Source organism: Haemophilus pittmaniae (genome assembly GCF_900186995.1).
GTDB lineage: Bacteria > Pseudomonadota > Gammaproteobacteria > Enterobacterales > Pasteurellaceae > Haemophilus_D > Haemophilus_D pittmaniae.
The window spans coordinates 1,091,499-1,112,722 of sequence record NZ_LT906463.1; the positions used below are offsets into that span (position 1 = coordinate 1,091,499).

The following is a 21,224-nucleotide window of genomic DNA, read 5'->3' on the forward strand; positions in this document are numbered from 1 at the left end:
AAAGTGCCATGCCAAAAGTGATTTTTTTACCGAATGAAGAATTTTGCCCTGAGGGAATGGTCGTGGATGCGGCGGCCGGAGATAATTTACTCGAAGTAGCCCATAACGCGGGCGTCGAGATTCACCATGCCTGTGACGGTTCTTGTGCCTGTACTACTTGTCACGTGGTGATTCGCGAAGGTTTTGATTCACTTAACGAAGCTAGCGATCAAGAAGAAGATATGTTGGATAAGGCCTGGGGATTGGAAATGGATAGCCGCCTTTCCTGCCAATGCATTGTCGGAGAAGAAGATTTAGTGGTTGAAATTCCGAAATACAATATTAATCATGCGAATGAGGCAGCTCACTAATGAAATGGACTGATGCCCAACAAATTGCCGAAATGCTCTATGACCAAAATCCAGAGCTTGATCCGAAAACGGTACGTTTTACCGATTTGCACCAATGGATTTTAGCCTTGGAGGGGTTTGATGATGAACCGCAAAAATCCAATGAAAGTATTTTAGAAGCCATTTTGCTGAAATGGCTAGATGAATATGAGTAGACAGATATAAACAAAGGCCTGTGTGTATAACTCAGGCCTTTTTGTTGTCTTTTAAACGCCCCCTTGGGAATTGGAGTTTTTCTTAAAAACGGTCATAAGTCATTGATTTTATTAATGTTTGGCGAAAAATAGAAATTACCGTAATTTATAATGTACTTCCGAGAGGTCGCGCAAACGGGCCGCGGCTTGTTCAGCGGTAAGATCGCGTTGACTTTCTCCTAGCATTTCGTAGCCGACCATAAATTTACGTACGGTTGCCGAGCGTAACAATGGCGGATAAAAATGCGCGTGCAATTGCCAATGATCATTGGCCTCGCCGTTAAATGGAGCTGCATGAAAGCCCATGGAATAAGGAAACGAAGTTTCGAATAAATTATCGTATTTGGTCGTGAGTTTTTTCAAAATTACCGCTAAATCGCGCACCTCTGCCGGGCTAAGTTCGGTAAGGCGTTTAATGTGATTTTTCGGCAACAATAGAGTTTCAAAGGGCCAAACCGCCCAATAAGGTACCACTACCAACCAATGTTCAGTTTCTACTACGATGCGTTCTTTGTTAACCAGTTCCCGTTGGGCATAGTCGACTAACATCACGGAATCATATTTTGCATAATAACGACGCTGTGCAGCGTCTTCCCGAGCGACCTCATTTGGTAAGAAACTATTGGCCCAGATTTGTCCGTGTGGATGTGGATTAGAACAGCCCATGGCTGCACCTTTATTCTCAAAAATCTGTACCCAAGGATAGCGCTGACCTAATTCTCGTAGTTGCTGTTGCCAAAGCTCAATCACCGCCACAATTTCTTCTTCGCTTAGTAAGGGAAGGGTTTTACTGTGATCCGGTGAAAAACAAATCACTCGACTCTCACCACGAGCTGCCGACATTTGGAATAGTGGATCATCAGTTGAAGCCGGTGCCGGAGTATCTTCTAAAAGAGCGGAAAAATCATTCTTGAATACAAACGGTTTTTGATAATTAGGATTTTGTTCACCTGTGATGCGCTTATTACCAGGACATAAATAACAATTGGGATCATGTGTAGGTTTTTCCTCTTCACTTAATTTTTCCTGTTGTCCCTGCCAAGGGCGCTTCGCGCGATGCGGAGAAACCAACACCCATTGTTCGGTTAGCGGGTTATAACGGCGGTGAGGATGATCTGTAGGTTCGAATTGCAACTGACTCATAGTTCTTTTTTCCTAAAATGAAAGCGGTTACAGGTTTGATGGGCTAAAGATAGCAAAATGGTAAAAATAAACTGTGATTTAGCTCACAAAAAACCTCGTATTCATAAAAAAATAACGGTTTTTTGTGAGCTTGCTTACATTTTTTAACGTAACCGCTTTCAATTTTGCTAGGTTTTACTATGATGAAATAAGTTCAATTACACAGGATTAGTTATGGCAACAATACGAGATGTGGCGCAACTAGCCAATGTTTCCGTGGCAACGGTTTCCCGGGTACTCAATAATTATCATTCGGTCAGTGACAAAACCCGTCTGACAGTACAGGCGGCTATGGCTCAGCTGAATTATCAGCCGAATGCTAATGCTCAAGCGCTGGCGGTACAAAATACCGATACTATCGGGGTGGTGGTAACCGATGTAACCGATGCCTTTTTTGCGATTTTGGTTAAAGCGGTAGACAAGGTGGCTGAAGAGCATCAAAAGACTATTTTGATCGGTATTGGGTATCACCAAGCAGAGAAGGAGCGTGAAGCGATTGATACCTTACTACGTAAACGCTGTAGTTGCCTGGTAGTGCATGCCAAAGCGCTTTCTGATGAGGAATTATCCGAGTATTTACGGAGTCAACCGGGAATGGTGATCATCAATCGGGTGATTCGCGGATTTGAATCGCGTTGTGTCAGTTTGGACAATCGTCAGGGAACCTATTTGGCTACAGAAATGTTGATTCGTCTTGGGCATCGGAAGATTGCTTATATCGGTTCAAATCACGAGATTTTGGATGAAAGTGAACGTTGTCAAGGTTATTTAGATGCCCTGAAAGCAAATCATTTACCGGTGACTGAACAGGCGATTGTGCATCATTCTCCGGATTTTGAGGGCGGTGAACAGGCCATGATTGATTTATTAAGTTATAACAAGGCATTAACTGCAGTTGTCGCTTATAACGATTCTATGGCAGCTGGTGCTATTTCAGTCTTAAATGAAAATAATATCAATGTGCCGAAACAATTTTCCATTGTCGGTTTTGACGATATGCCGATAGCCCGTTATTTGATTCCTAAACTCACAACAATTCGCTATCCTATTGATTTAATGGCAAGTTATGCTGCGAGATTAGCATTAAGTTTGGTTAATGAAGAGATTAAAACACCTTCTGTGGTGCAATTTAATCCAACCTTGGTTAGACGTTTTTCCGTTGGAAATGCACCAGAATTGTGATAGTGATCACATTTTATAATATTTTAATGTAATCGCTTTCATTTCTGTGAGTTTGATCACAGAACAACCAAATATTAACCGCTATGATGCGCGCCAGTTGCAGAGTTAGGCAACCTCCTCTATTTATCAACCAAGTTCCTCATTAGGAGTGCTTTATGAAAAAAATCGCATTAAGTGCAGTTGCATTAGCTATCGGCCTTGCCGCCTCCACTTCATCCTTTGCCGCCGACACGAAAATCGGGGTGACGATTTATAAATACGATGACAATTTTATGTCATTAATGCGTAAAGAAATTGCGAAAGAAGCCCAGCAGTTAAAAGGCATTGAGTTATTAATGAATGACTCACAAAACGCTCAGTCTATTCAAAATGACCAAGTTGATGGCTTGCTTTCTAAAGGGGTGAAAGCCTTAGCAATTAACTTGGTTGACCCATCCGCTGCTCCAACAGTGATTAATAAAGCAAAACAAGATGATATTCCGATTGTTTTCTTTAACAAAGATCCTGGTGCTAAGGCTATTGCCAGTTACGATAAATCTTACTATGTCGGTACCGATCCGAAAGAGTCAGGCATTATCCAAGGGGATTTAATCGCTAAACAGTGGAAAGCAAATTCAGCGTTGGATTTAAATAAAGACGGCAAAATTCAATATGTCTTATTAAAAGGCGAACCAGGTCACCCAGATGCAGAAGCTCGTACCAAATATGTGATTGAGCAGTTAAATAACAAAGGTATCCAAACCGAACAATTGTTTATCGACACCGGTATGTGGGATGCCGCAATGGCGAAAGATAAAGTAGATGCTTGGTTGTCTAGTGCTAAAGCCGGCGAAATTGAAGTGATTATCTCCAATAACGATGGTATGGCGATGGGCGCGTTAGAAGCCACAAAAGCACATGGTAAAAAATTACCAATCTTTGGTGTGGATGCATTGCCTGAAGTATTACAACTGATCAAAAAAGGCGAGATTGCTGGTACGGTATTAAATGATGGTGTAAACCAAGGTAAAGCGGTAGTACAGCTAGCAAATAATTTGGCGCAAGGCAAAGCCGCCACCGATGGTACACAATGGACATTACAAGAGCGCGTTGTGCGTATTCCTTATGTCGGTGTGGATAAAGAAAACTTAAGCGAATTTTTAAAATAATAAATATCGTATTGTTGTTAAGGGGAAGGACTCCTTCCCCTTTTTTAATGAGGTTAGCTTATGACCGCACAAACCACAGACAGCCCGCGTAATAACGATGTGCTGCTCACCATGACCAATGTCAGCAAATCCTTTCCTGGCGTAAAAGCACTAGACCATGCCAATCTTACCGTTCGTTCTCATTCCGTACATGCACTTATGGGCGAAAATGGTGCTGGAAAGTCCACATTATTGAAATGTTTATTTGGTATTTATGCTAAGGATGAAGGCGAAATTTTATTTTTAGGCCAACCAGTCAATTTCAAAACGTCCAAAGAAGCTTTAGAAAACGGGATTTCCATGGTGCACCAGGAGCTTAACTTGGTTCGTCAACGTAGTGTAATGGACAATTTATGGCTGGGGCGTTATCCCTTAAAAGGGATTTTTGTCGATCACGGTAAAATGTATCGCGATACCAAGGCTATTTTTGATGAGTTGGATATTCAAATCGATCCACGAGAAAAAGTCTCGAAATTATCGGTTTCTGAAATGCAAATGATCGAAATTGCAAAGGCCTTTTCCTATAACGCGAAAATCGTGATTATGGATGAACCAACTTCTTCCTTATCAGAAAAAGAAGTGGAACATCTGTTTAAAATTATTCAGAAATTAAAAGATCGCGGTTGTGGAATTATTTATATCTCGCACAAGATGGATGAGATTTTTAAGATTTGTGATGAGATTACAATTTTGCGCGATGGTAAATGGATCAATACCGTACCGGTGAAGGATTCAACCATGGAGCAAATTGTTTCTATGATGGTTGGCCGCGAACTGACCCAGCGTTTCCCCGAAAAAAGCAATGTGCCGAAGGAAGTGATTTTAGAGGTGGAACATTTAACTTCCCTCAATCAACCTTCTATGCAGGATGTTAGCTTTAGCTTACGGAAAGGAGAAATTTTAGGTATTGCTGGTTTGGTTGGTGCGAAGCGTACCGATGTGGTTGAAGGGATCTTCGGTGTGCGTGAGTTAAAAGAAGGAACTATCAAATTACATGGCAAGCCGGTAAAAAATCGTTCTGCCTTGGAGGCGATTAATCATGGTTTTGCCTTAGTGACCGAAGAACGCCGCTCCACAGGGATTTATTCTAATCTCAGTATTGAATTCAACTCATTGATTTCCAATATGAAGTCCTACCTTACCCCTTGGAAGTTGCTTAGCAATAAAAAAATGCGTAGCGATACCCAATGGGTGATCGATGCTATGAATGTGAAAACGCCATCCCATAAAACCAGTATTGGTTCACTTTCCGGCGGTAACCAACAAAAAGTGATTATCGGACGTTGGTTATTGACCCAACCGGAAATCTTGATGTTGGATGAGCCGACCCGTGGGATTGATATCGGTGCTAAATTTGAAATCTATCAACTGATTCAGGAATTGGCTAAAAAAGATAAGGGCATCATTATGATCTCTTCGGAAATGCCGGAATTATTAGGTGTTACCGACCGTATCCTCGTGATGAGTAACGGTAAAGTGGCGGGTATCGTTAATACCGCCGAAACCAGCCAAGAAGAAATTTTACAGCTTGCCGCTAAATATTTATAAGGAACGCATTATGTCCGCCTTAAAACAAAATACGTCTCTCGACTTTTTGAAACAAAATGCTATTTATTTTGTACTACTATTATTATTGATCGTGATTATTGTGCAGGATCCATCCTTCTTAACCCTGCGTAACTTCAGTAACATTTTGACTCAATCTTCAGTGCGTTTGATTATTGCGCTCGGGATTGCCGGTCTTATCGTAACCCAAGGGACCGACCTTTCTGCCGGTCGCCAGGTTGGTTTAGCCGCGGTAATTTCCGCCACCTTGTTACAAGGGATGGAAAATATGAATCGGGTATTCCCAAATTTGGGCGAAGTACCGATTCCGTTGGTAATATTGACCGTTTGTGTGATTGGTGCGTTGGTCGGCTTATTTAACGGTTTTGTCATCGCCTATCTTAACGTTACGCCATTTATCGCTACCATGGGAACGATGATTATCGTGTATGGGGCCAACTCTTTATATTATGATGCGGTAGGTGGTTCACCAATTGCCGGCTTCAGCGAAAGTTTCTCTACCTTTGCTCAAGGATTCTTCCGTTTTGGCGATTTCCGCTTATCCTATATCACTATTTACGCGATTATTGCGACTATTTTCATGTGGATATTGTGGAATAAAACCCGTTTTGGTAAAAACGTGTTTGCTATCGGCGGTAACCCAGAAGCGGCCAAAGTATCCGGTGTGAACGTGGCACGTAACCTGATGATGATTTATATGATTTCCGGTATTTTCTACGCCTTCGGTGGGATGCTGGAAGCAGGCCGGATCGGTAGTGCAACTAACAACCTCGGTTTTATGTATGAAATGGATGCTATTGCCGCCTGTGTGGTGGGCGGTGTTTCCTTCGCCGGTGGTGTTGGTACGATTATCGGTGTCGTTACCGGGGTGTTGATTTTTACCGTTATCAACTATGGTTTGACCTATATCGGTGTGAACCCATATTGGCAATATATCATCAAAGGTAGCATCATCATCGTTGCAGTGGCGATTGACTCCTTGAAATACGCCAAGAAAAAATAATGAGATGCCCCGTTTGGGGCATCTTTATTGGCAAACGCCCCCTCGAAAATAAAAGTTTTGCCTAAAAGATGCGCTAACCCATTGATTTTATTAGGGTTGCCATAAAAAGTAATAAACCCTTATCAATCAATTAGTTGGATATTAAGCAATACTATGACTCAACATAATTTTGTAATCAGCCTCACTTCGGCGCTTGAACGTCGCCAGCATATTCGTCAGGAATTTGGCCGACACGGTGTGGATTTTGAATTTTTTGATGCGATAACGCCGTCCAATTTGGCTGAAACCGCAGCGCGATTAGAAATCGATATTTCGCAAAGTCCATTAACCCCTGGCGAATTAGCCTGTGCACTGAGTCATTTGGCTCTGTTGCAGTTAGCCAAGGAGCGGGATTTGGATTATATCTGTATTTTTGAGGATGACATTTATCTTGGGGGTAACGCGGCCGCATTCCTATCCGCCGACTATTTGAATGCGGATGTAATGGTGGTGAAATTAGAGAAGAATTTTGAACGCATTGTGACCCAACGCCAGCCAAGTAAAACTTATTTCGGTCGCCAGTTTTATCGTTTAACTCAAGTTAATTCTGGTGCGGCCGGTTACTTAGTGACCCGGCGAGGCATTGATTATTTACTGAAACGGATTCGAGCCATTGGCGACATTGAAATCGATAATTTGCTGTTTAATTTCTTTTTACGAGACAAGAATTATGTGGTTTGGCAAATCCAACCGGCACTCTGTATTCAGGAGGCGATTTTTAAACCGCAACAAACCCATTTTGTCAGTACGATTGGCGAACGAGAACGCAAACGGCCGAAAGCGCCATTGTTGATTCGACTTTATAAGGAATTAAAACGTCCGTTTATTCGCCTAAGAAAGAAACTTTTTGGTCGGATTTCCACTTTCCAATGATTATTAGCGAGGGTTGAGTATGACTCCAGTTCAACGAGCACAACAGATTTTTCAACAACAATATCAAAAAAATGCCGAATTGACGGTGTACGCCCCAGGGCGCGTCAATATCATTGGTGAACATACCGATTATAATGATGGTTTTGTGATGCCCTGTGCGATTAATTATGGTACAGCAGTTGCCGGCGTGAAACGCGATGATCATTGTTGGCGAGTATATGCAGCGGATTTGCAATTGAAAGATGAGTTTTCACTTGACCAACCATTGGCACGTAGCGAGCAAAAATGGGCCAATTATGTGCGTGGAGTGATCGCTTTTATTCAGGAGCGCTATCCGCAATTCACTCAAGGCGCAGATTTAGTGATTGCAGGAGATGTACCACATTCCTCAGGATTAAGCTCTTCCGCTTCATTAGAGGTTGCCGTTGGGAAATTCTGTCAGCAATTGGGGGCGTTAGCGCTTTCCCATACGGATATTGCTTTAATCGGGCAAAAAGCGGAAAACCAATTTGTTGGCGCCAATTGTGGCAATATGGATCAGTTGATTTCCGCATTGGGTGAGAAGGATCATTTATTAATGATTGATTGTCGCAGTTTGGCGACGGAGGCTACACCGGTACCGCAGGATGTTGCTGTGATTATTGTGAATTCTAATGTTCCGCATGATTTGGTGACCGGTGAATACAATGCCCGTCGTCGTCAGTGTGAGCAGGCAGCAGAGTTTTTTGGTGTAAAAGCATTACGCGATGTTTCTGTAGCTCAATTTCAACAACGGGAAAGTGAATTGCAGGCACTTGATCCTTTGGTGGCTAAACGGGCGAAACATGTGGTTATGGAAAATCAACGGGTATTGGATGCCGTTATTGCATTAAAAAATAACGATTTGGTGAAATTAGGGGAATTAATGGGGCAATCCCATGATTCCATGCGTGATGATTTTGCTATTACCGTACCGCAAATCGATTATTTGGTAGAGTTGGCCCAGGTCGCTATTGGTAAAAATGGCGGTGTACGCATGACAGGTGGTGGCTTTGGCGGCTGTATTGTGGCTTTGGCACCACGAGATAAGGTGGATGCAGTACGCAAAATTATTGCCGACAACTATCAAAAAGTAACCGGTCTAAAAGAGGATTTTTACGTATGTACCGCCTCACAGGGCGTACACGTGGTTAATCCAGAGGCGTAATATGTTGTGGCAAACGGAATTTAACGCCCCCGACAATGAGCCGTATAACATTGTAGAATTAAGCAATACCAATGGCATGCGGGTGCAATTCATGGATTGGGGGGCTACTTGGCTTTCTTGTAAAGTGCCGGTAAGTGGCGGGCTACGCGAAGTCTTGTTGGGTTGCAAAGTAGCAGATTATCCCCATCAGACAGCTTACTTAGGCGCAAGTGTAGGGCGTTATGCAAATCGTATTGCCAATGCACAATTTGTTATGGGGCAACGAATGCTCCAACTTGTAGCGAACCAAGGCAAACATCAACTACATGGTGGAAAAGAGGGGTTTGATAAACGTCGCTGGAAAGTGGATTATTATGGCCGTAATTTTGTGCGTTTTTCACTAGCATCCCCGGATGGTGACCAAGGTTTTGAAGGCAATGTGAGCGCTGAGGTAGTTTATACACTTACCGATGAAAATAGTGTAAAAATTGAATATGGGGCAGAAAGCGATAAAGATACGGCGCTTAATTTAACCAATCACGCCTATTTCAATTTAGAAAATGCAGTACAAGGTTGTGATGTACGCAAGCATATTTTGCGCCTTAATGCAGACTTCTATTTGCCGGTCGATGCCGAGGGAATTCCTAATTCTTCGCTGAAATCAGTTGTCGACACGAGCTTTGATTTTCGTGCGGAAAAATTAATAGCTGAAGATTTCCAGCTGGGCGATCAAGTTATCACTAAAGGTTATGATCATTCTTTTATGGTTAATCAAGCAGGGCACGGCCCTTGTGTATTACTGACTTCGCCAAATAAGGATTTGTGTCTGGAGGTTTATACTTCTCAAGCTGCATTGCAGGTTTACACCGGAAACTATCTTGCCGGTACGCCAAACCGAGAGGAAAATCTCTATCAAGATTATCATGGCATAGCCTTGGAAACTCAATGTCTTCCTGATGCCCCAAATCATCCCGAATGGCAACATTATGGGGGGATGCAAAAAGCCGGAGAGCGTTATTATCAGTGGACAGAATTTCGATTTAAATAATTTAGTCAAAGAAAAAAGAGCGAGACTCACACTCACATAAAATGTTTTAAACATTATAGAAATTGGGTCAGCGCTCTTTAGATGAATCGGACTATTGTAACGCTTTCAAGGCTGCGTGGTATTCTTTCGATTGTTCCAATAAGATTCTAGCTGCTTCACGCAGTTTATCAACATCGGATTCCGGCAAATAGAAAGACGTGCCAATGTTGAGTACATCATTTTTTAGTTGTCCTTCCGGTAGGTTTTTCAAGCTCAAATTCACAAAATAGATTTTAATTTTTGTGCCTTTTTTACGTTTGGCATAGGCGTTCCATTGATCGGCAAATTTTTGTGAACGTAGCACGGTTGATTCCGTCGCTTTATCAATTGGTACATTGATCACCGTGTTCACGACATCTTTAATTCCCGGTATATCAGCAGACTTATCAATATCGCTGGTTCGTTCATTTTGAGCATTGACATTTACCACGATAATATTGCGTAAATTGTAGTTTTTCAGATCGGCATACAGTTTGCGCATACTAAGTAAATTCGACATGTCCAGCAAACTTGCTAATCCCGAATTATCAGTTAGTCCACCGTCAACTAAATGTAAATAAGGTCTTTCAGTACTCTTTTGATAATGTTCCATGCGTTTTTGCATCGCTACAAAATTGTTCAGCAACAAATGATTTTTTTGTTGCGCTTGCATCAATACTTCTTTCTTGTTTTCTGCATGGCAAGTCCCCCCATGATTATTTTGAGTGATTGGTGAGAAAATCAACGGCACAGCACTGGACGCAGCTACTGCTCGGGCGATTTCAATATCATTTAAATCTATACAAAGCCAATCAAAAAAATCTTGTGTGAAGGATACTTTTTGTCCAACCGTCATATCGGTGGCATTAATTACGGCAAATGGTCCTTTACGTTGCTCAAGAGAAGCAAATGTTCTTCCGCCATACAAAGCAAGATTCAGCTGTTCTTGCAATAAATCACTACGACCGAATTGTGGTGATGTGAGACGTGGAATATTGCCAACGGAAAATACCTCGTTAATCACTTTTTTTTGGAAATTCTTTTTCAAAAAGGACTCATTAAATTTCGGAATAGTGTCAGATCCTTCCAAGGCAAAATATGCCGCTAATACAGAACCTCCTGACACGCCATACACAATATCAATGTTTTGCAATAAGGTGTCACCTTTTTCTGTTGGGCGTACTGCCGCATTTTGGAACTGTTCTAGCACGCCATATCCCAGAGAGGCAGCTCGAGAGCCGCCACCGGAAAAGGTCATAATTACAAGGTTTTCTTTTTGTAAAGCCTGTTGCATAGCTTTTTCCAAGCGATAACCTTTTTGCGGGTCAATTTGCTCGATATTCTTTGTTGGCTGATAAGTAATGGAATGACAAGCGGTAAGTAAGGCCATACTGCTAGCAAGTAGGGTACTTCTGAAAGAAAAATAAGTTTGTTTCATAACTATTCCATTCGCAATGATTTAACAACTTTCATTATATCTTGCCAGAGAAATAAAAGGATAAACACATCATATCTATCGCAATTTTGAGTGCAATTAAATATAATAAAAATCATTATTAATTACATTTGGTTTATTTATGAAGAAAACAAATCAACAAACAACACTCGCAGCCCTAGTTGCCCTTTTTTGCTCATCTCCAATGATCTTTGCACAAGATAAAATGTCGGTTTCAGGGACACCAACAACAGAAAAATTAGATGAAATTGTGGTGACTGATACCAATATTAGTGATGCATTAGTTAATACATCGGTAAATCGTCAGCAAATTTTCTTAAAACAATCTCATGATGTGAAAGATATTTTTGTGGGCAAAATGGATGTTAATGTTAGTCAATTACAAGGAGCTCGTTCCGGAGGGGAGGGGGTTAATATTCGTGGTTTGCAAGCGAATCGGGTAACTACAACTATTGATGATATTCCTTTGCCGGAAGCTCAGGAGGCGAAGCATTTTATTTCTTATGGCTCGGAGTTTGGGCGTACGGATTATATGGATGTAAGTGCCTTACGTAGTGCGGATGTTAGTTATGCCGGTTCGGCTAATAGCCTTTCTGGAAGTGTCAATTTTACAACACTAGAACCGCAAGATTTATTAAAAGGCCATAATTTGGGTGGGGTTGTTGGAACTGGCTATAACAGTGTAGATCATTCTGTTTATGGCTCTATTGGTGGTGCAGCAAAAGCTGGAGCGTACCAAGGTATGGTGATGTTAACCCAACGCAAGGGGCATGAGACGCAAAATCAAGGCAAAAATAGTGGAGTGGGAGCAACGCGTACAGAGCCTAATCCGGCAGATACTAAAAACACCTATGTATTAACTAAGCATTATTACCAACTGGATGATAAAAATAAGTTAGGTTTTGTTTTTGAACATCAGCATAAGAAGATTAGTACAGATTTACTTTCCCTCAATAATACGAATATTGATATGCGCACAGGAATGCAGATAGCGGGTTATACGCAGGATAAAGTAAATCGAGATCGTTTTTCGTTAAGCCATGAATACAACAGCGAAAAAGGCTGGTTGCAATATGCAAAAACACAAATTTTTTACCAAGATGCCCAAACTGAGAACTATCGTTATCGATTAGGTACTCGAAGCTATCGTCAAGAAAACAGTGAATTTAGCGATAAAAGTTATGGCCTGGTGAGCAATTTAATTTCCGGAATTGATGGGGATATTCCACAAGTATTACGCTACGGTTTATCTTATGTGCATAATACTTCTCACTCAGATATTCATCTGGTTAGACCCGCGTACAATCAAGCAACCAACATGTATCCAATGGCGAAAATGAAACAGGATAAATTTACCGGCTATTTGGAGGATGAAATTGTTTTTGGTAATGTGGCGGTGACCCCACAAATTGGATTTGTACATTATCGGATAAAGCCTACCTCCAACGATAATCGGGTAGCTGCACTGAAAGCACATAAACAATCAGAGACTGAATTTACTCCGAAAATTAGTTTGGAATATCGGTTATCCGATGGTTTTGTTCCTTATGCTCAATATTCTCGTGGCGTTAGAACTCCATCACCACAGCAGTTAAGTTCATATTTTTTTGAAAGTGTCAGCTATTACATTCCAGGACGTGGTATGCAAACTGCGAATGTTGCTGTGGTTGGTAATCCAAATCTAAAATCCGAGACTGCGGATAATTTTGAAATTGGTATAAAAGGTAAAACCTCAGAGATAAATTATTTAGTCACAGCTTATTATAACCGCTATCACAACTTTATTGATTGGGTTGTAAAACCAACAAATGGCTACACCAGTTTTATTCAATACGATAATCTTGATAAAGCTAAGGTATATGGAGTGACTGCTGATGCGAAATGGAATTTTTACAATGATTTTTACACTACGGCCGGTTTTTCATATTCTCGTGGTAAAGCGGAAAATAACGGTGTAAAAACGCCAATTAATAGTATTCAACCAATGAAAACAAAGTTAGGTGTTGGATATGAGGGGGAAACGTTTGGCGCGAATATTCAATGGACGTATAGCCGGGGTAAATCAGATAAAGATATAGAACAATCTTCTGCCTATCTTTATAACCCGACGGGCGGTTATTCTTTATTTGATTTAGGGGGTTATTGGAAGCCAACAGCAAGCCTCACATTTACGGCGAATGTGAATAATATCTTTGATAAAAAATATTGGAATTGGAATGATATTTCTTATCTTGCCTTACTAAGTAAAGCAACACAGGATCAAGGTCGTGCGCCGTCAAGTATTCCAATGGCAATTACTTCAGCCAACGCGGATCGTTATAGTGCTCCAGGACGTCATTTTAATATTGGGGTTCGCTACGAGTTTTAAGTAGGAATCCAGTAAATTAAACCGAACCTTGGATATAAAATCTAACGTGCAGTTATTTTTTATTAGAACGATAATATTTAATAGGAGTAAATGCTAAAGGGGATGCATCAATCTATTTGTTTTCAGGTGTTTTAGCGCAACTTCTTTGCGATTTTTGTCAGAATATGCTACTTTTCTCACCGTCAATCCGACAGTAACAAATTTAATTTTATGAACGAAGAAAATTCAGCCCATCAGGCGGAATCCAACAAAAAATCCTTTTTCCATTCCTTATTTGGTCGCTTTTTTCAAGGCGAATTAAAAAATCGTGAAGAGCTGGTCGAAGTTATTCGCGATTCCGAACAAAATGATCTTATCGATCAAAATACCCGTGAAATGATTGAAGGCGTGATGGAAATTGCCGAATTACGGGTACGCGATATTATGATCCCGCGCTCGCAGATTATTTTCATTGAAGCTGAACAGGATTTACCGGCTTGTTTGGATGTGATTATTGATTCAGCGCATTCTCGTTTTCCTGTAATTGCTTCTGGCGATTCGCGCGATAATATAGCCGGAATCTTGCACGCTAAGGATCTATTAAAATTTTTGCGCACAGATGCGGAACAATTTGATTTGAACGCGCTACTACGCCCTGCGGTGGTTGTGCCAGAAAGTAAACGAGTGGATCGGATGCTTAAAGATTTCCGTTCTGAACGTTTTCATATGGCCATTGTTGTGGATGAATTTGGTGCGGTTTCGGGATTAGTAACTATTGAAGATGTCTTGGAGCAAATTGTTGGCGATATCGAAGATGAGTTCGATGAAGAAGATGTTGCCGATATTCGCCAATTATCACGTCATGCTTATGCTGTACGGGCATTGACAGACATCGATGATTTTAATACGCAATTTAATACCGATTTCGATGATGAAGAGGTTGATACCGTCGGTGGATTGGTTATGCAGGCGTTTGGTTATTTACCAAAACGTGGTGAAGAGATTACACTAAATAATATTCAGTTTAAGGTTACCTCAGCGGACAGTCGTCGTTTAATTCAGTTACGGGTAACTGTGCCTGATGAGCATTTATCCTCTATGGAAAATGTGGAAGAGCAGGCAGAATAACCATTATTTTATTGTGCGGGGGCGTACTATATACGCCCTTTTTGTATTTTAAACGTTTATCGTTAGGGATACTTAAAACTGGTTTATGAATAAATATTTGATTTTTTTAATCGCTTTTTTCTCTGGCTTGTTAGGTGTATTTGCGTTTGCACCTTTTGATTGTTGGCCGTTAGCTTATGTATCTTTGCTAGGATTACTTTGGGTTACGAAACAAACACAAAAATCCGTTGCTTTTATAGGCGCTTTTGTGTGGTCAATGGGATTTTTTTGTTTTGGTGTTAGTTGGTTAAATGTCAGTATTCATCAATTTGGTGGCGCATCTTTAATAGTGAGTTACTTATTGGTGGGATTGCTTTCTGCCTATTTAAGCCTTTATCCCTTGTTATTCGTTTATTTAATTCGACGTTTTCGGATTCGTAGTGCGGTTATTTTTGCTGTTTGTTGGACGATTACGGAATTTTTCCGTGGTTGGTTATTTACTGGTTTCCCTTGGCTGCAATTTGGTTATACACAGCTCGATAGTCCTTTTTCCGGTTTAGCCCCCTTCTTTGGGGTTACTGGTTTAACCTTTTTTACGGTGTGGGGGGCAGCAACGCTATATAACTTATTGATGGCATTACGTAAGAAGCAATCTAATGTGGTTGGCTTTTCTTTATTATTACTGCTGGTTATTGGTGGATTAAGTGCATACAGTGAACAGTTCCATTTTGTGACCAAGGAACAGGATAAAGCATTAAAAATTACCTTGGCACAGGGCAATATTGAACAAAATTTAAAGTGGGATCCTGAATATTTCTATGCCACTTTGGATATTTATCAACACTTAATTGCTGAAAATCTGGGAAAAACCGATTTAATTATTTTACCGGAATCAGCGCTACCAACCATGGAAAATAATATAGTGCCGTTTTTTAGTTCATTAGACGAATCGGCGAGTCAGGTGAATACGGAAGTGATGATTGGTTCAGTGTATCAGTCACCTGAGAGTGGAAAGTTATTTAATTCTATTGTGACTCTAGGAAATCCACTGCAATCTTACCGCCTTGATACGGATAATCGTTATGAAAAGCATCATTTAGTGCCTTTTGGTGAATATGTGCCATTGGAGGATTTACTTCGTCCATTGAATTCGGTGTTTAATTTACCAATGTCGGCCTTCCAAAGTGGTGCGGAAATACAACCGGCACTGTTGAGTAAGGGACGTAGTTTTGCTCCAGCGATCTGTTATGAAATCATTTTTGGCGAGCAGGTACGGAAAAACCTAAAAAAAGAGACTGATTTTTTATTAACTATTTCAAATGATGCTTGGTTTGGGGATTCCATCGGACCTTGGCAGCATTTACAAATGGCACGTATGCGTGCATTAGAATTAGGAAAACCATTGATTCGGGCGACGAATACGGGGATTTCGGTGTTTATTGATGAAAAAGGCAAAATTATTGCCGAGGCACCACAATTTATTGAAACCGTTTTAACTGAAACTGTTGCTCCGACAAAAGGAAATACACCTTATGCCTTACTGGGGAATTGGCCTTTATATGGTTTATCGCTGCTCTTTATTTTGATGCATGGGGCAATGGCCTTATTACGGCGACGTTTGAACCATTTACCTCAAGCGTAGTCAAAATGGCTCGTCTATTGCCTAAGCAATGGAATCGACCGATTATTAAAAATTATAGGATTTTAATGAGCAAAAACCTCATCGAAGTTAATCACTTAACCTTTAAACGAGGGGAACGTGTGATTTATGATGATCTCAATTTGGCGGTTCAGCGCGGTAAGATTACTGCAATCATGGGACCATCAGGGATCGGTAAAACCACATTGTTAAAATTGATTGGCGGACAGTTACAGCCTGAACGAGGTGAAATTTTATTTGACGGACAGGATATTTGCAGTCTTTCTCATCGTGAGCTTTACGAAGTGCGTAAACGGATGGGGATGCTATTCCAGTCGGGAGCCTTGTTCACAGACATTTCAACCTTTGATAATGTCGCTTTTGCTATCCGCGAGCATACTCGTTTACCGGAAGAATTGATTCGTCAAATTGTATTAATGAAATTAGAAGCTGTTGGTTTGCGTGGTGCGGCTGAATTAATGCCGGCTGAGCTATCCGGTGGAATGGCACGCCGTGCAGCATTGGCACGTGCGATTGCGTTAGATCCAGATTTGATTATGTTTGATGAACCTTTTACCGGGCAAGATCCAATTAGTATGGGCGTGATCGTTAGCCTAATTAAACGCTTGAATGAAGCACTGAATTTGACTTCTATCGTGGTTTCTCACGATGTGCAGGAAGTCTTAAGTATTGCAGATTATGCTTATATTATCGCGGATAAACATGTGATTGCCGAAGGCACATCTGAGCAATTGCTGGCAAGTCAAGATCCGCAAGTGCTACAGTTCTTAAAAGGCGAAGCGGACGGGCCGGTAAAATTCCATTACCCGGCAAAAGATTATGTGGAGGAATTATTTAAATGATCGTTGATATGATTTCTTCACTTGGCCGCACGACGATTAATTTTTTCCGTGCGTTAGGGCGTGCCGGTTTTATGCTATTCGGTGCGCTAGTCGGAAAACCGCAAGTAGGTAAACATTTTCCGCTACTCGTGAAGCAATTACACGTATTAGGTGTGCAGTCATTATTAATTATTCTGCTGTCAGGCTTATTTATCGGGATGGTGTTGGGCTTACAGGGCTATGTGGTATTGGTAGATTTTTCAGCGGAAACCAGCCTTGGACAACTTGTGGCCCTTTCCCTATTACGGGAGTTAGGTCCGGTCGTTACCGCTCTTTTATTTGCTGGTCGAGCCGGCTCAGCATTAACCGCTGAAATTGGTTTAATGAAAGCGACAGAGCAGCTTTCCAGTCTAGAAATGATGGCAGTGGATCCATTACGTCGAGTGATTGCACCTCGTTTTTGGGCGGGCGTGATTGCTATGCCGATTCTTGCCATTCTGTTTACCGCCATTGGTATTTGGGGCGGTGCGCTCGTTGGCGTAGATTGGAAAGGTGTGGATGCCGGTAGTTTCTGGTCAGTGATGCAAAATTCCGTTAGCTGGAGCTATGACATTTTAAATGGATTTATTAAAAGTGTATTTTTTGCCATAGCAGTTGTCTGGATTGCTTTATTTAACGGCTATGACTGTATTCCTACCTCAGAAGGAATTAGTCAGGCTACGACTCGAACCGTTGTACACGCATCTTTAGTGGTATTGGGTTTGGATTTTATTTTAACCGCAATTATGTTTGGTGCGGGGTAAAGGGGATATTATGCGACAAACAATCAAGTATGAATTTTGGGTCGGCCTGTTTATGTTATTAGGGATTGCAGCGTTAGTCTTTTTAGGACTACGGGTTGCCAATGTTCAGGGATTTGGAGAAACAAAATCCTATAGTGTGACTGCAACTTTTGATAATATCGGCGGACTAAAAGTTCGCGCTCCACTCAAGGTGGGGGGTGTAGTTATCGGGAGAGTGAGTAATATTAGCTTAGATGAAAAAACTTATTTACCGCAGGTGACTATTGCGATTAACGAAGAATATAACGAAATTCCGGAAAATAGCTCGTTATCTATTAAAACCTCTGGATTATTAGGAGAGCAATATATTGCTTTGAGTATGGGGTTTGATGATGGTGAAACCGCCATGTTAAAAAATGGCAGCCAAATTCAAGACACCAAATCCGCAATGGTCTTGGAAGATTTAATCGGTCAATTCCTCTATGGTGATAAAAAATCCGAGGGAAGTGACGAAAAAGCGGCTGAGCCTGCCGCTAAATAAGGCTTAACTTTATTTATTTAGGAGATTTATGATGAAATTGCTTCATATCAAAAAATATTTCAGTGTGATTTTATTGGCATTAAGCACTTTATTGGTTAGCCAAACCGTGCGTGCCGAAAACAATCCTTATACCTTAATGCAGCAGGCATCAGATAAATTGTTTGCCGACATTAAAGCTAATCAGGCAAAAATTAAACAGGATCCGAACTATCTGCGTACTATCGTACGTAATGATTTACTGCCTTATGTGCAGGTGAACTATGCTGGTTCCTTAGTGTTGGGTTCTTATTTCAAATCTACGACTCCGGAACAACGGGAAAAATTCTTTAAAGCTTTCGGTGATTTTATCGAACAAGCCTATGCCCAAGTGTTAACCGCTTATACGGATCAACAGGTTCAAATTGAGCCGGCTAAAGATGTTGGCGATAAAAATCTGATCAGCATTCGCGTTAATTTACTCCAAAGTGGTGGTAAACCACCGGTCAAATTGGATTTTAAATGGCGTAAAAATAGTAAAACAGGCGAATGGCAGGCTTATGATATGGTGGCAGAAGGTGTCAGCATGGTCGTAACCAAACAAAACGAGTGGAGTGGCATTCTACGTCAACAAGGGATCGATGCTTTAACTGCTCAAATCCAAAAATCTGCCGCTATACCGGTAACCTTGAGCAAATAATGACACAGCCGCTAAATTGGGATTTAACCCGAAATGATGATAAGATAGCCCTCCGTTTAACGGGGGAGCTATCCCGCAACACGTTGCTACCGCTTTGGCAGCAACGTGATTTTTTGTTTAAGACGGAAGGTCAGCGTTTAGAGATCGATTTAGCCGATGTCGAGCGTTTAGATTCTGCCGGTTTTGCCTTGTTATGTGATTTTCTGCACGATGGCTCGGCACGTTATGCCGAAGTCCGTTTGCTGAACCCGCCTCAACAATTATTAACTCTTGCGGATTTAGTGAATTTAACTCACTTTATTGCCGCGTTTACCGACAATTAATACGGAACCTTTTATGGAACTGCATGAAATCGAACGAATTTTAAAAGAAACCCTAAACCCAGATGAAGTTTATGCTCAAGGTGAAAACGCCCATTTCGGCGTGATCGTGGTGAGTGATGAAATCGCAGCACTATCCAAACTAAAACAGCAACAAACTATTTATGCGCCTTTGATGTCTTATTTCCAAACCGGTGAGATCCATGCGTTAACCATTAAAACCTTTAGCAAGGAAAAATGGAAAATGGATCGTCTATTACATCAAACTGCTAAATAAATAATAAGGATTTTACTATGGAAAAATTTCGCGTTTACGGTCAATCCCGCCTTAGCGGTACCGTCACGATCTCCGGGGCTAAAAATGCCGCATTACCGATTTTATTTGCGGCCATTTTAGCCACCGAACCGGTAAAATTGACCAATGTTCCTGAGTTAAAAGACATTGAAACAACCCTCAAAATTCTTCGTCAATTAGGCGTAGTAGCGGAACGTGATGGAACTGGTGCTGTATTACTTGATGCTTCTAAAATTGATCATTTCGTTGCCCCTTATGACTTAGTAAAAACTATGCGAGCCTCCATTTGGGCATTAGCGCCGTTAGTCGCACGTTTTAATCAAGGTCAGGTTTCTTTGCCTGGTGGTTGCTCTATTGGTGCTCGTCCGGTTGATTTGCACATTAGTGGTTTAGAGCGTTTAGGGGCGGAGATCGTCTTAGAAGAAGGCTACGTGAAAGCGCTAGTGGCTCATCGTCTAGTGGGCACACGTATTGTGATGGAAAAAGTCAGCGTGGGTGCAACGCTTTCCATTATGATGGCTGCGACCTTAGCTAAAGGTACCACGGTTATTGAAAATGCCGCTCGTGAACCGGAAATTGTCGATACAGCTGATTTCCTCAATAAAATGGGCGCCCGTATCAGCGGAGCCGGTACCGATCATATCACCATCGAAGGAGTGGAGCGTTTGACTGGTTGTGAACATAGCATTGTTCCGGATCGTATTGAAACCGGTACTTTCTTGATTGCAGGAGCCATTTCAGGTGGGCGTGTGGTATGTAAAAACACCAAAGCCGATACCTTGGATGTGGTGATTGATAAATTACGTGAAGCAGGTGCTCAAGTGGATGTTACCGAAGACACCATTACCTTGGATATGTTTGGTAATCGTCCGAAAGCAGTAAATATTCGTACTGCGCCACATCCGGGTTTTCCAACCGATATGCAGGCACAATTTACCTTGTTAAATATGGTCGCAGAAGGTACCAGCATCATTACCGAGACTATTTTTGAAAACCGTTTTATGCATATTCCGGAATTGATTCGGATGGGCGGTAAAGCGGAAATCGAAGGGAATACCGCAGTTTGTCATGGCGTAGCTACCTTGTCCGGAGCTGAAGTAATGGCAACCGATTTACGTGCTTCAATTAGCTTAGTGTTGGCCGGTTGTATTGCTAATGGTGAAACGATCGTTGATCGTATTTATCATATCGATCGTGGTTATGAACATGTGGAAGAGAAATTGCGTGCTTTAGGTGCACGTATTGAGCGTTTTTCTGACAGTAAAGAAGCCTAAGGGCTGCTTAAATAAGTGAAGGCGGGAGAAATCCCGCCTTTCTGCTTTGTAAAATCAGGTTTTAAAACTAAATATAATAAAATCAATGACTTACACTTG

21 protein-coding genes are annotated in these 21,224 nt (G+C 41.4%); 19 read left to right on the plus strand and 2 right to left on the minus strand.

The genetic code is table 11. From position 1 onward, the window contains the following. Positions 1-8 precede the first annotated feature (8 nt). A complete protein-coding gene (gene fdx / locus CKV74_RS05435) occupies positions 9-350 on the plus strand; it encodes an ISC system 2Fe-2S type ferredoxin (RefSeq protein WP_095176842.1) in 342 nt (113 codons plus the stop codon). After that, a complete protein-coding gene (gene iscX / locus CKV74_RS05440) occupies positions 350-544 on the plus strand; it encodes a Fe-S cluster assembly protein IscX (RefSeq protein ID WP_007242888.1) in 195 nt (64 codons plus the stop codon). Before fdx ends, iscX begins: the two co-directional genes overlap by 1 nt. Before the next feature lie 135 nt (positions 545-679). Here the strand turns inward: iscX and galT are convergent, their stop codons facing one another. Further along, positions 680-1,726: a galactose-1-phosphate uridylyltransferase gene (galT, locus tag CKV74_RS05445; RefSeq protein ID WP_007243022.1), complete on the minus strand. Its 1,047-nt coding sequence runs from the start codon at positions 1,724-1,726 to the stop codon at positions 680-682. Between the two features lie 213 nt (positions 1,727-1,939). Here galT and CKV74_RS05450 point away from each other — a divergent pair, with 213 nt between their 5' ends. From CKV74_RS05450 to galM, 7 genes are all read left to right on the plus strand, one after another. Continuing rightward, positions 1,940-2,947, plus strand: coding sequence for a substrate-binding domain-containing protein (locus CKV74_RS05450; RefSeq protein WP_007242910.1), 1,008 nt, complete (start codon positions 1,940-1,942; stop codon positions 2,945-2,947). A 155-nt stretch (positions 2,948-3,102) separates the two neighbouring features. Then, entirely contained in the window at positions 3,103-4,095 is a 993-nt protein-coding gene (gene mglB, locus CKV74_RS05455; RefSeq protein ID WP_007242884.1) for a galactose/glucose ABC transporter substrate-binding protein MglB, read from the plus strand. Between the two features lie 60 nt (positions 4,096-4,155). Beyond that, on the plus strand, positions 4,156-5,682 hold the full coding sequence (mglA, locus tag CKV74_RS05460) for a galactose/methyl galactoside ABC transporter ATP-binding protein MglA (RefSeq protein WP_007243076.1): 1,527 nt from the start codon (positions 4,156-4,158) through the stop codon (positions 5,680-5,682). 10 nt (positions 5,683-5,692) lie between these two features. Next, positions 5,693-6,703, plus strand: coding sequence for a galactose/methyl galactoside ABC transporter permease MglC (mglC, locus tag CKV74_RS05465; protein WP_007243014.1), 1,011 nt, complete (start codon positions 5,693-5,695; stop codon positions 6,701-6,703). A gap of 153 nt (positions 6,704-6,856) precedes the next feature. Beyond that, positions 6,857-7,615, plus strand: a complete 759-nt coding sequence (locus tag CKV74_RS05470) for a glycosyltransferase family 25 protein (protein WP_007243074.1) — start codon at positions 6,857-6,859, stop codon at positions 7,613-7,615. A gap of 19 nt (positions 7,616-7,634) precedes the next feature. Beyond that, a complete protein-coding gene (gene galK / locus CKV74_RS05475; protein WP_095176843.1) occupies positions 7,635-8,801 on the plus strand; it encodes a galactokinase in 1,167 nt (388 codons plus the stop codon). A 1-nt stretch (position 8,802) separates the two neighbouring features. Further along, positions 8,803-9,828: a galactose-1-epimerase gene (gene galM / locus CKV74_RS05480; RefSeq protein WP_007242823.1), complete on the plus strand. Its 1,026-nt coding sequence runs from the start codon at positions 8,803-8,805 to the stop codon at positions 9,826-9,828. A 91-nt stretch (positions 9,829-9,919) separates the two neighbouring features. Here the strand turns inward: galM and CKV74_RS05485 are convergent, their stop codons facing one another. After that, positions 9,920-11,284 (minus strand): patatin-like phospholipase family protein, encoded by a 1,365-nt coding sequence (locus tag CKV74_RS05485; protein ID WP_095176844.1) that lies wholly within the window; start codon positions 11,282-11,284, stop codon positions 9,920-9,922. A gap of 139 nt (positions 11,285-11,423) precedes the next feature. Here CKV74_RS05485 and CKV74_RS05490 point away from each other — a divergent pair, with 139 nt between their 5' ends. The 10 genes from CKV74_RS05490 (at position 11,424) to murA (ending at position 21,125) form a co-directional block, all read left to right on the plus strand. Next, positions 11,424-13,670 (plus strand): TonB-dependent hemoglobin/transferrin/lactoferrin family receptor, encoded by a 2,247-nt coding sequence (locus CKV74_RS05490; RefSeq protein ID WP_007242998.1) that lies wholly within the window; start codon positions 11,424-11,426, stop codon positions 13,668-13,670. Between the two features lie 210 nt (positions 13,671-13,880). Continuing rightward, positions 13,881-14,777, plus strand: a complete 897-nt coding sequence (gene corC, locus CKV74_RS05495) for a CNNM family magnesium/cobalt transport protein CorC (protein WP_007242935.1) — start codon at positions 13,881-13,883, stop codon at positions 14,775-14,777. An 85-nt stretch (positions 14,778-14,862) separates the two neighbouring features. Then, positions 14,863-16,398 (plus strand): apolipoprotein N-acyltransferase, encoded by a 1,536-nt coding sequence (gene lnt, locus CKV74_RS05500; RefSeq protein WP_095176845.1) that lies wholly within the window; start codon positions 14,863-14,865, stop codon positions 16,396-16,398. A 65-nt stretch (positions 16,399-16,463) separates the two neighbouring features. Then, the gene (gene mlaF / locus CKV74_RS05505; protein ID WP_007243048.1) at positions 16,464-17,258 is read left to right on the plus strand and encodes a phospholipid ABC transporter ATP-binding protein MlaF; all 795 of its coding nucleotides are present in this window, start codon (positions 16,464-16,466) and stop codon (positions 17,256-17,258) included. Continuing rightward, on the plus strand, positions 17,255-18,040 hold the full coding sequence (gene mlaE, locus CKV74_RS05510; protein ID WP_095176846.1) for a lipid asymmetry maintenance ABC transporter permease subunit MlaE: 786 nt from the start codon (positions 17,255-17,257) through the stop codon (positions 18,038-18,040). Before mlaF ends, mlaE begins: the two co-directional genes overlap by 4 nt. Before the next feature lie 10 nt (positions 18,041-18,050). After that, positions 18,051-18,560 (plus strand): outer membrane lipid asymmetry maintenance protein MlaD, encoded by a 510-nt coding sequence (gene mlaD, locus CKV74_RS05515; protein WP_007242903.1) that lies wholly within the window; start codon positions 18,051-18,053, stop codon positions 18,558-18,560. A gap of 31 nt (positions 18,561-18,591) precedes the next feature. Then, positions 18,592-19,236 (plus strand): phospholipid-binding protein MlaC, encoded by a 645-nt coding sequence (gene mlaC, locus CKV74_RS05520; RefSeq protein WP_007242969.1) that lies wholly within the window; start codon positions 18,592-18,594, stop codon positions 19,234-19,236. Beyond that, positions 19,236-19,559 (plus strand): STAS domain-containing protein, encoded by a 324-nt coding sequence (locus CKV74_RS05525; RefSeq protein WP_007243053.1) that lies wholly within the window; start codon positions 19,236-19,238, stop codon positions 19,557-19,559. Before mlaC ends, CKV74_RS05525 begins: the two co-directional genes overlap by 1 nt. 13 nt (positions 19,560-19,572) lie before the next feature. Continuing rightward, the gene (locus tag CKV74_RS05530; RefSeq protein ID WP_095176847.1) at positions 19,573-19,833 is read left to right on the plus strand and encodes a BolA family protein; all 261 of its coding nucleotides are present in this window, start codon (positions 19,573-19,575) and stop codon (positions 19,831-19,833) included. A gap of 17 nt (positions 19,834-19,850) precedes the next feature. Then, positions 19,851-21,125, plus strand: coding sequence for a UDP-N-acetylglucosamine 1-carboxyvinyltransferase (gene murA / locus CKV74_RS05535; protein WP_007242927.1), 1,275 nt, complete (start codon positions 19,851-19,853; stop codon positions 21,123-21,125). The last annotated feature ends 99 nt before the right edge of the window (positions 21,126-21,224 follow it).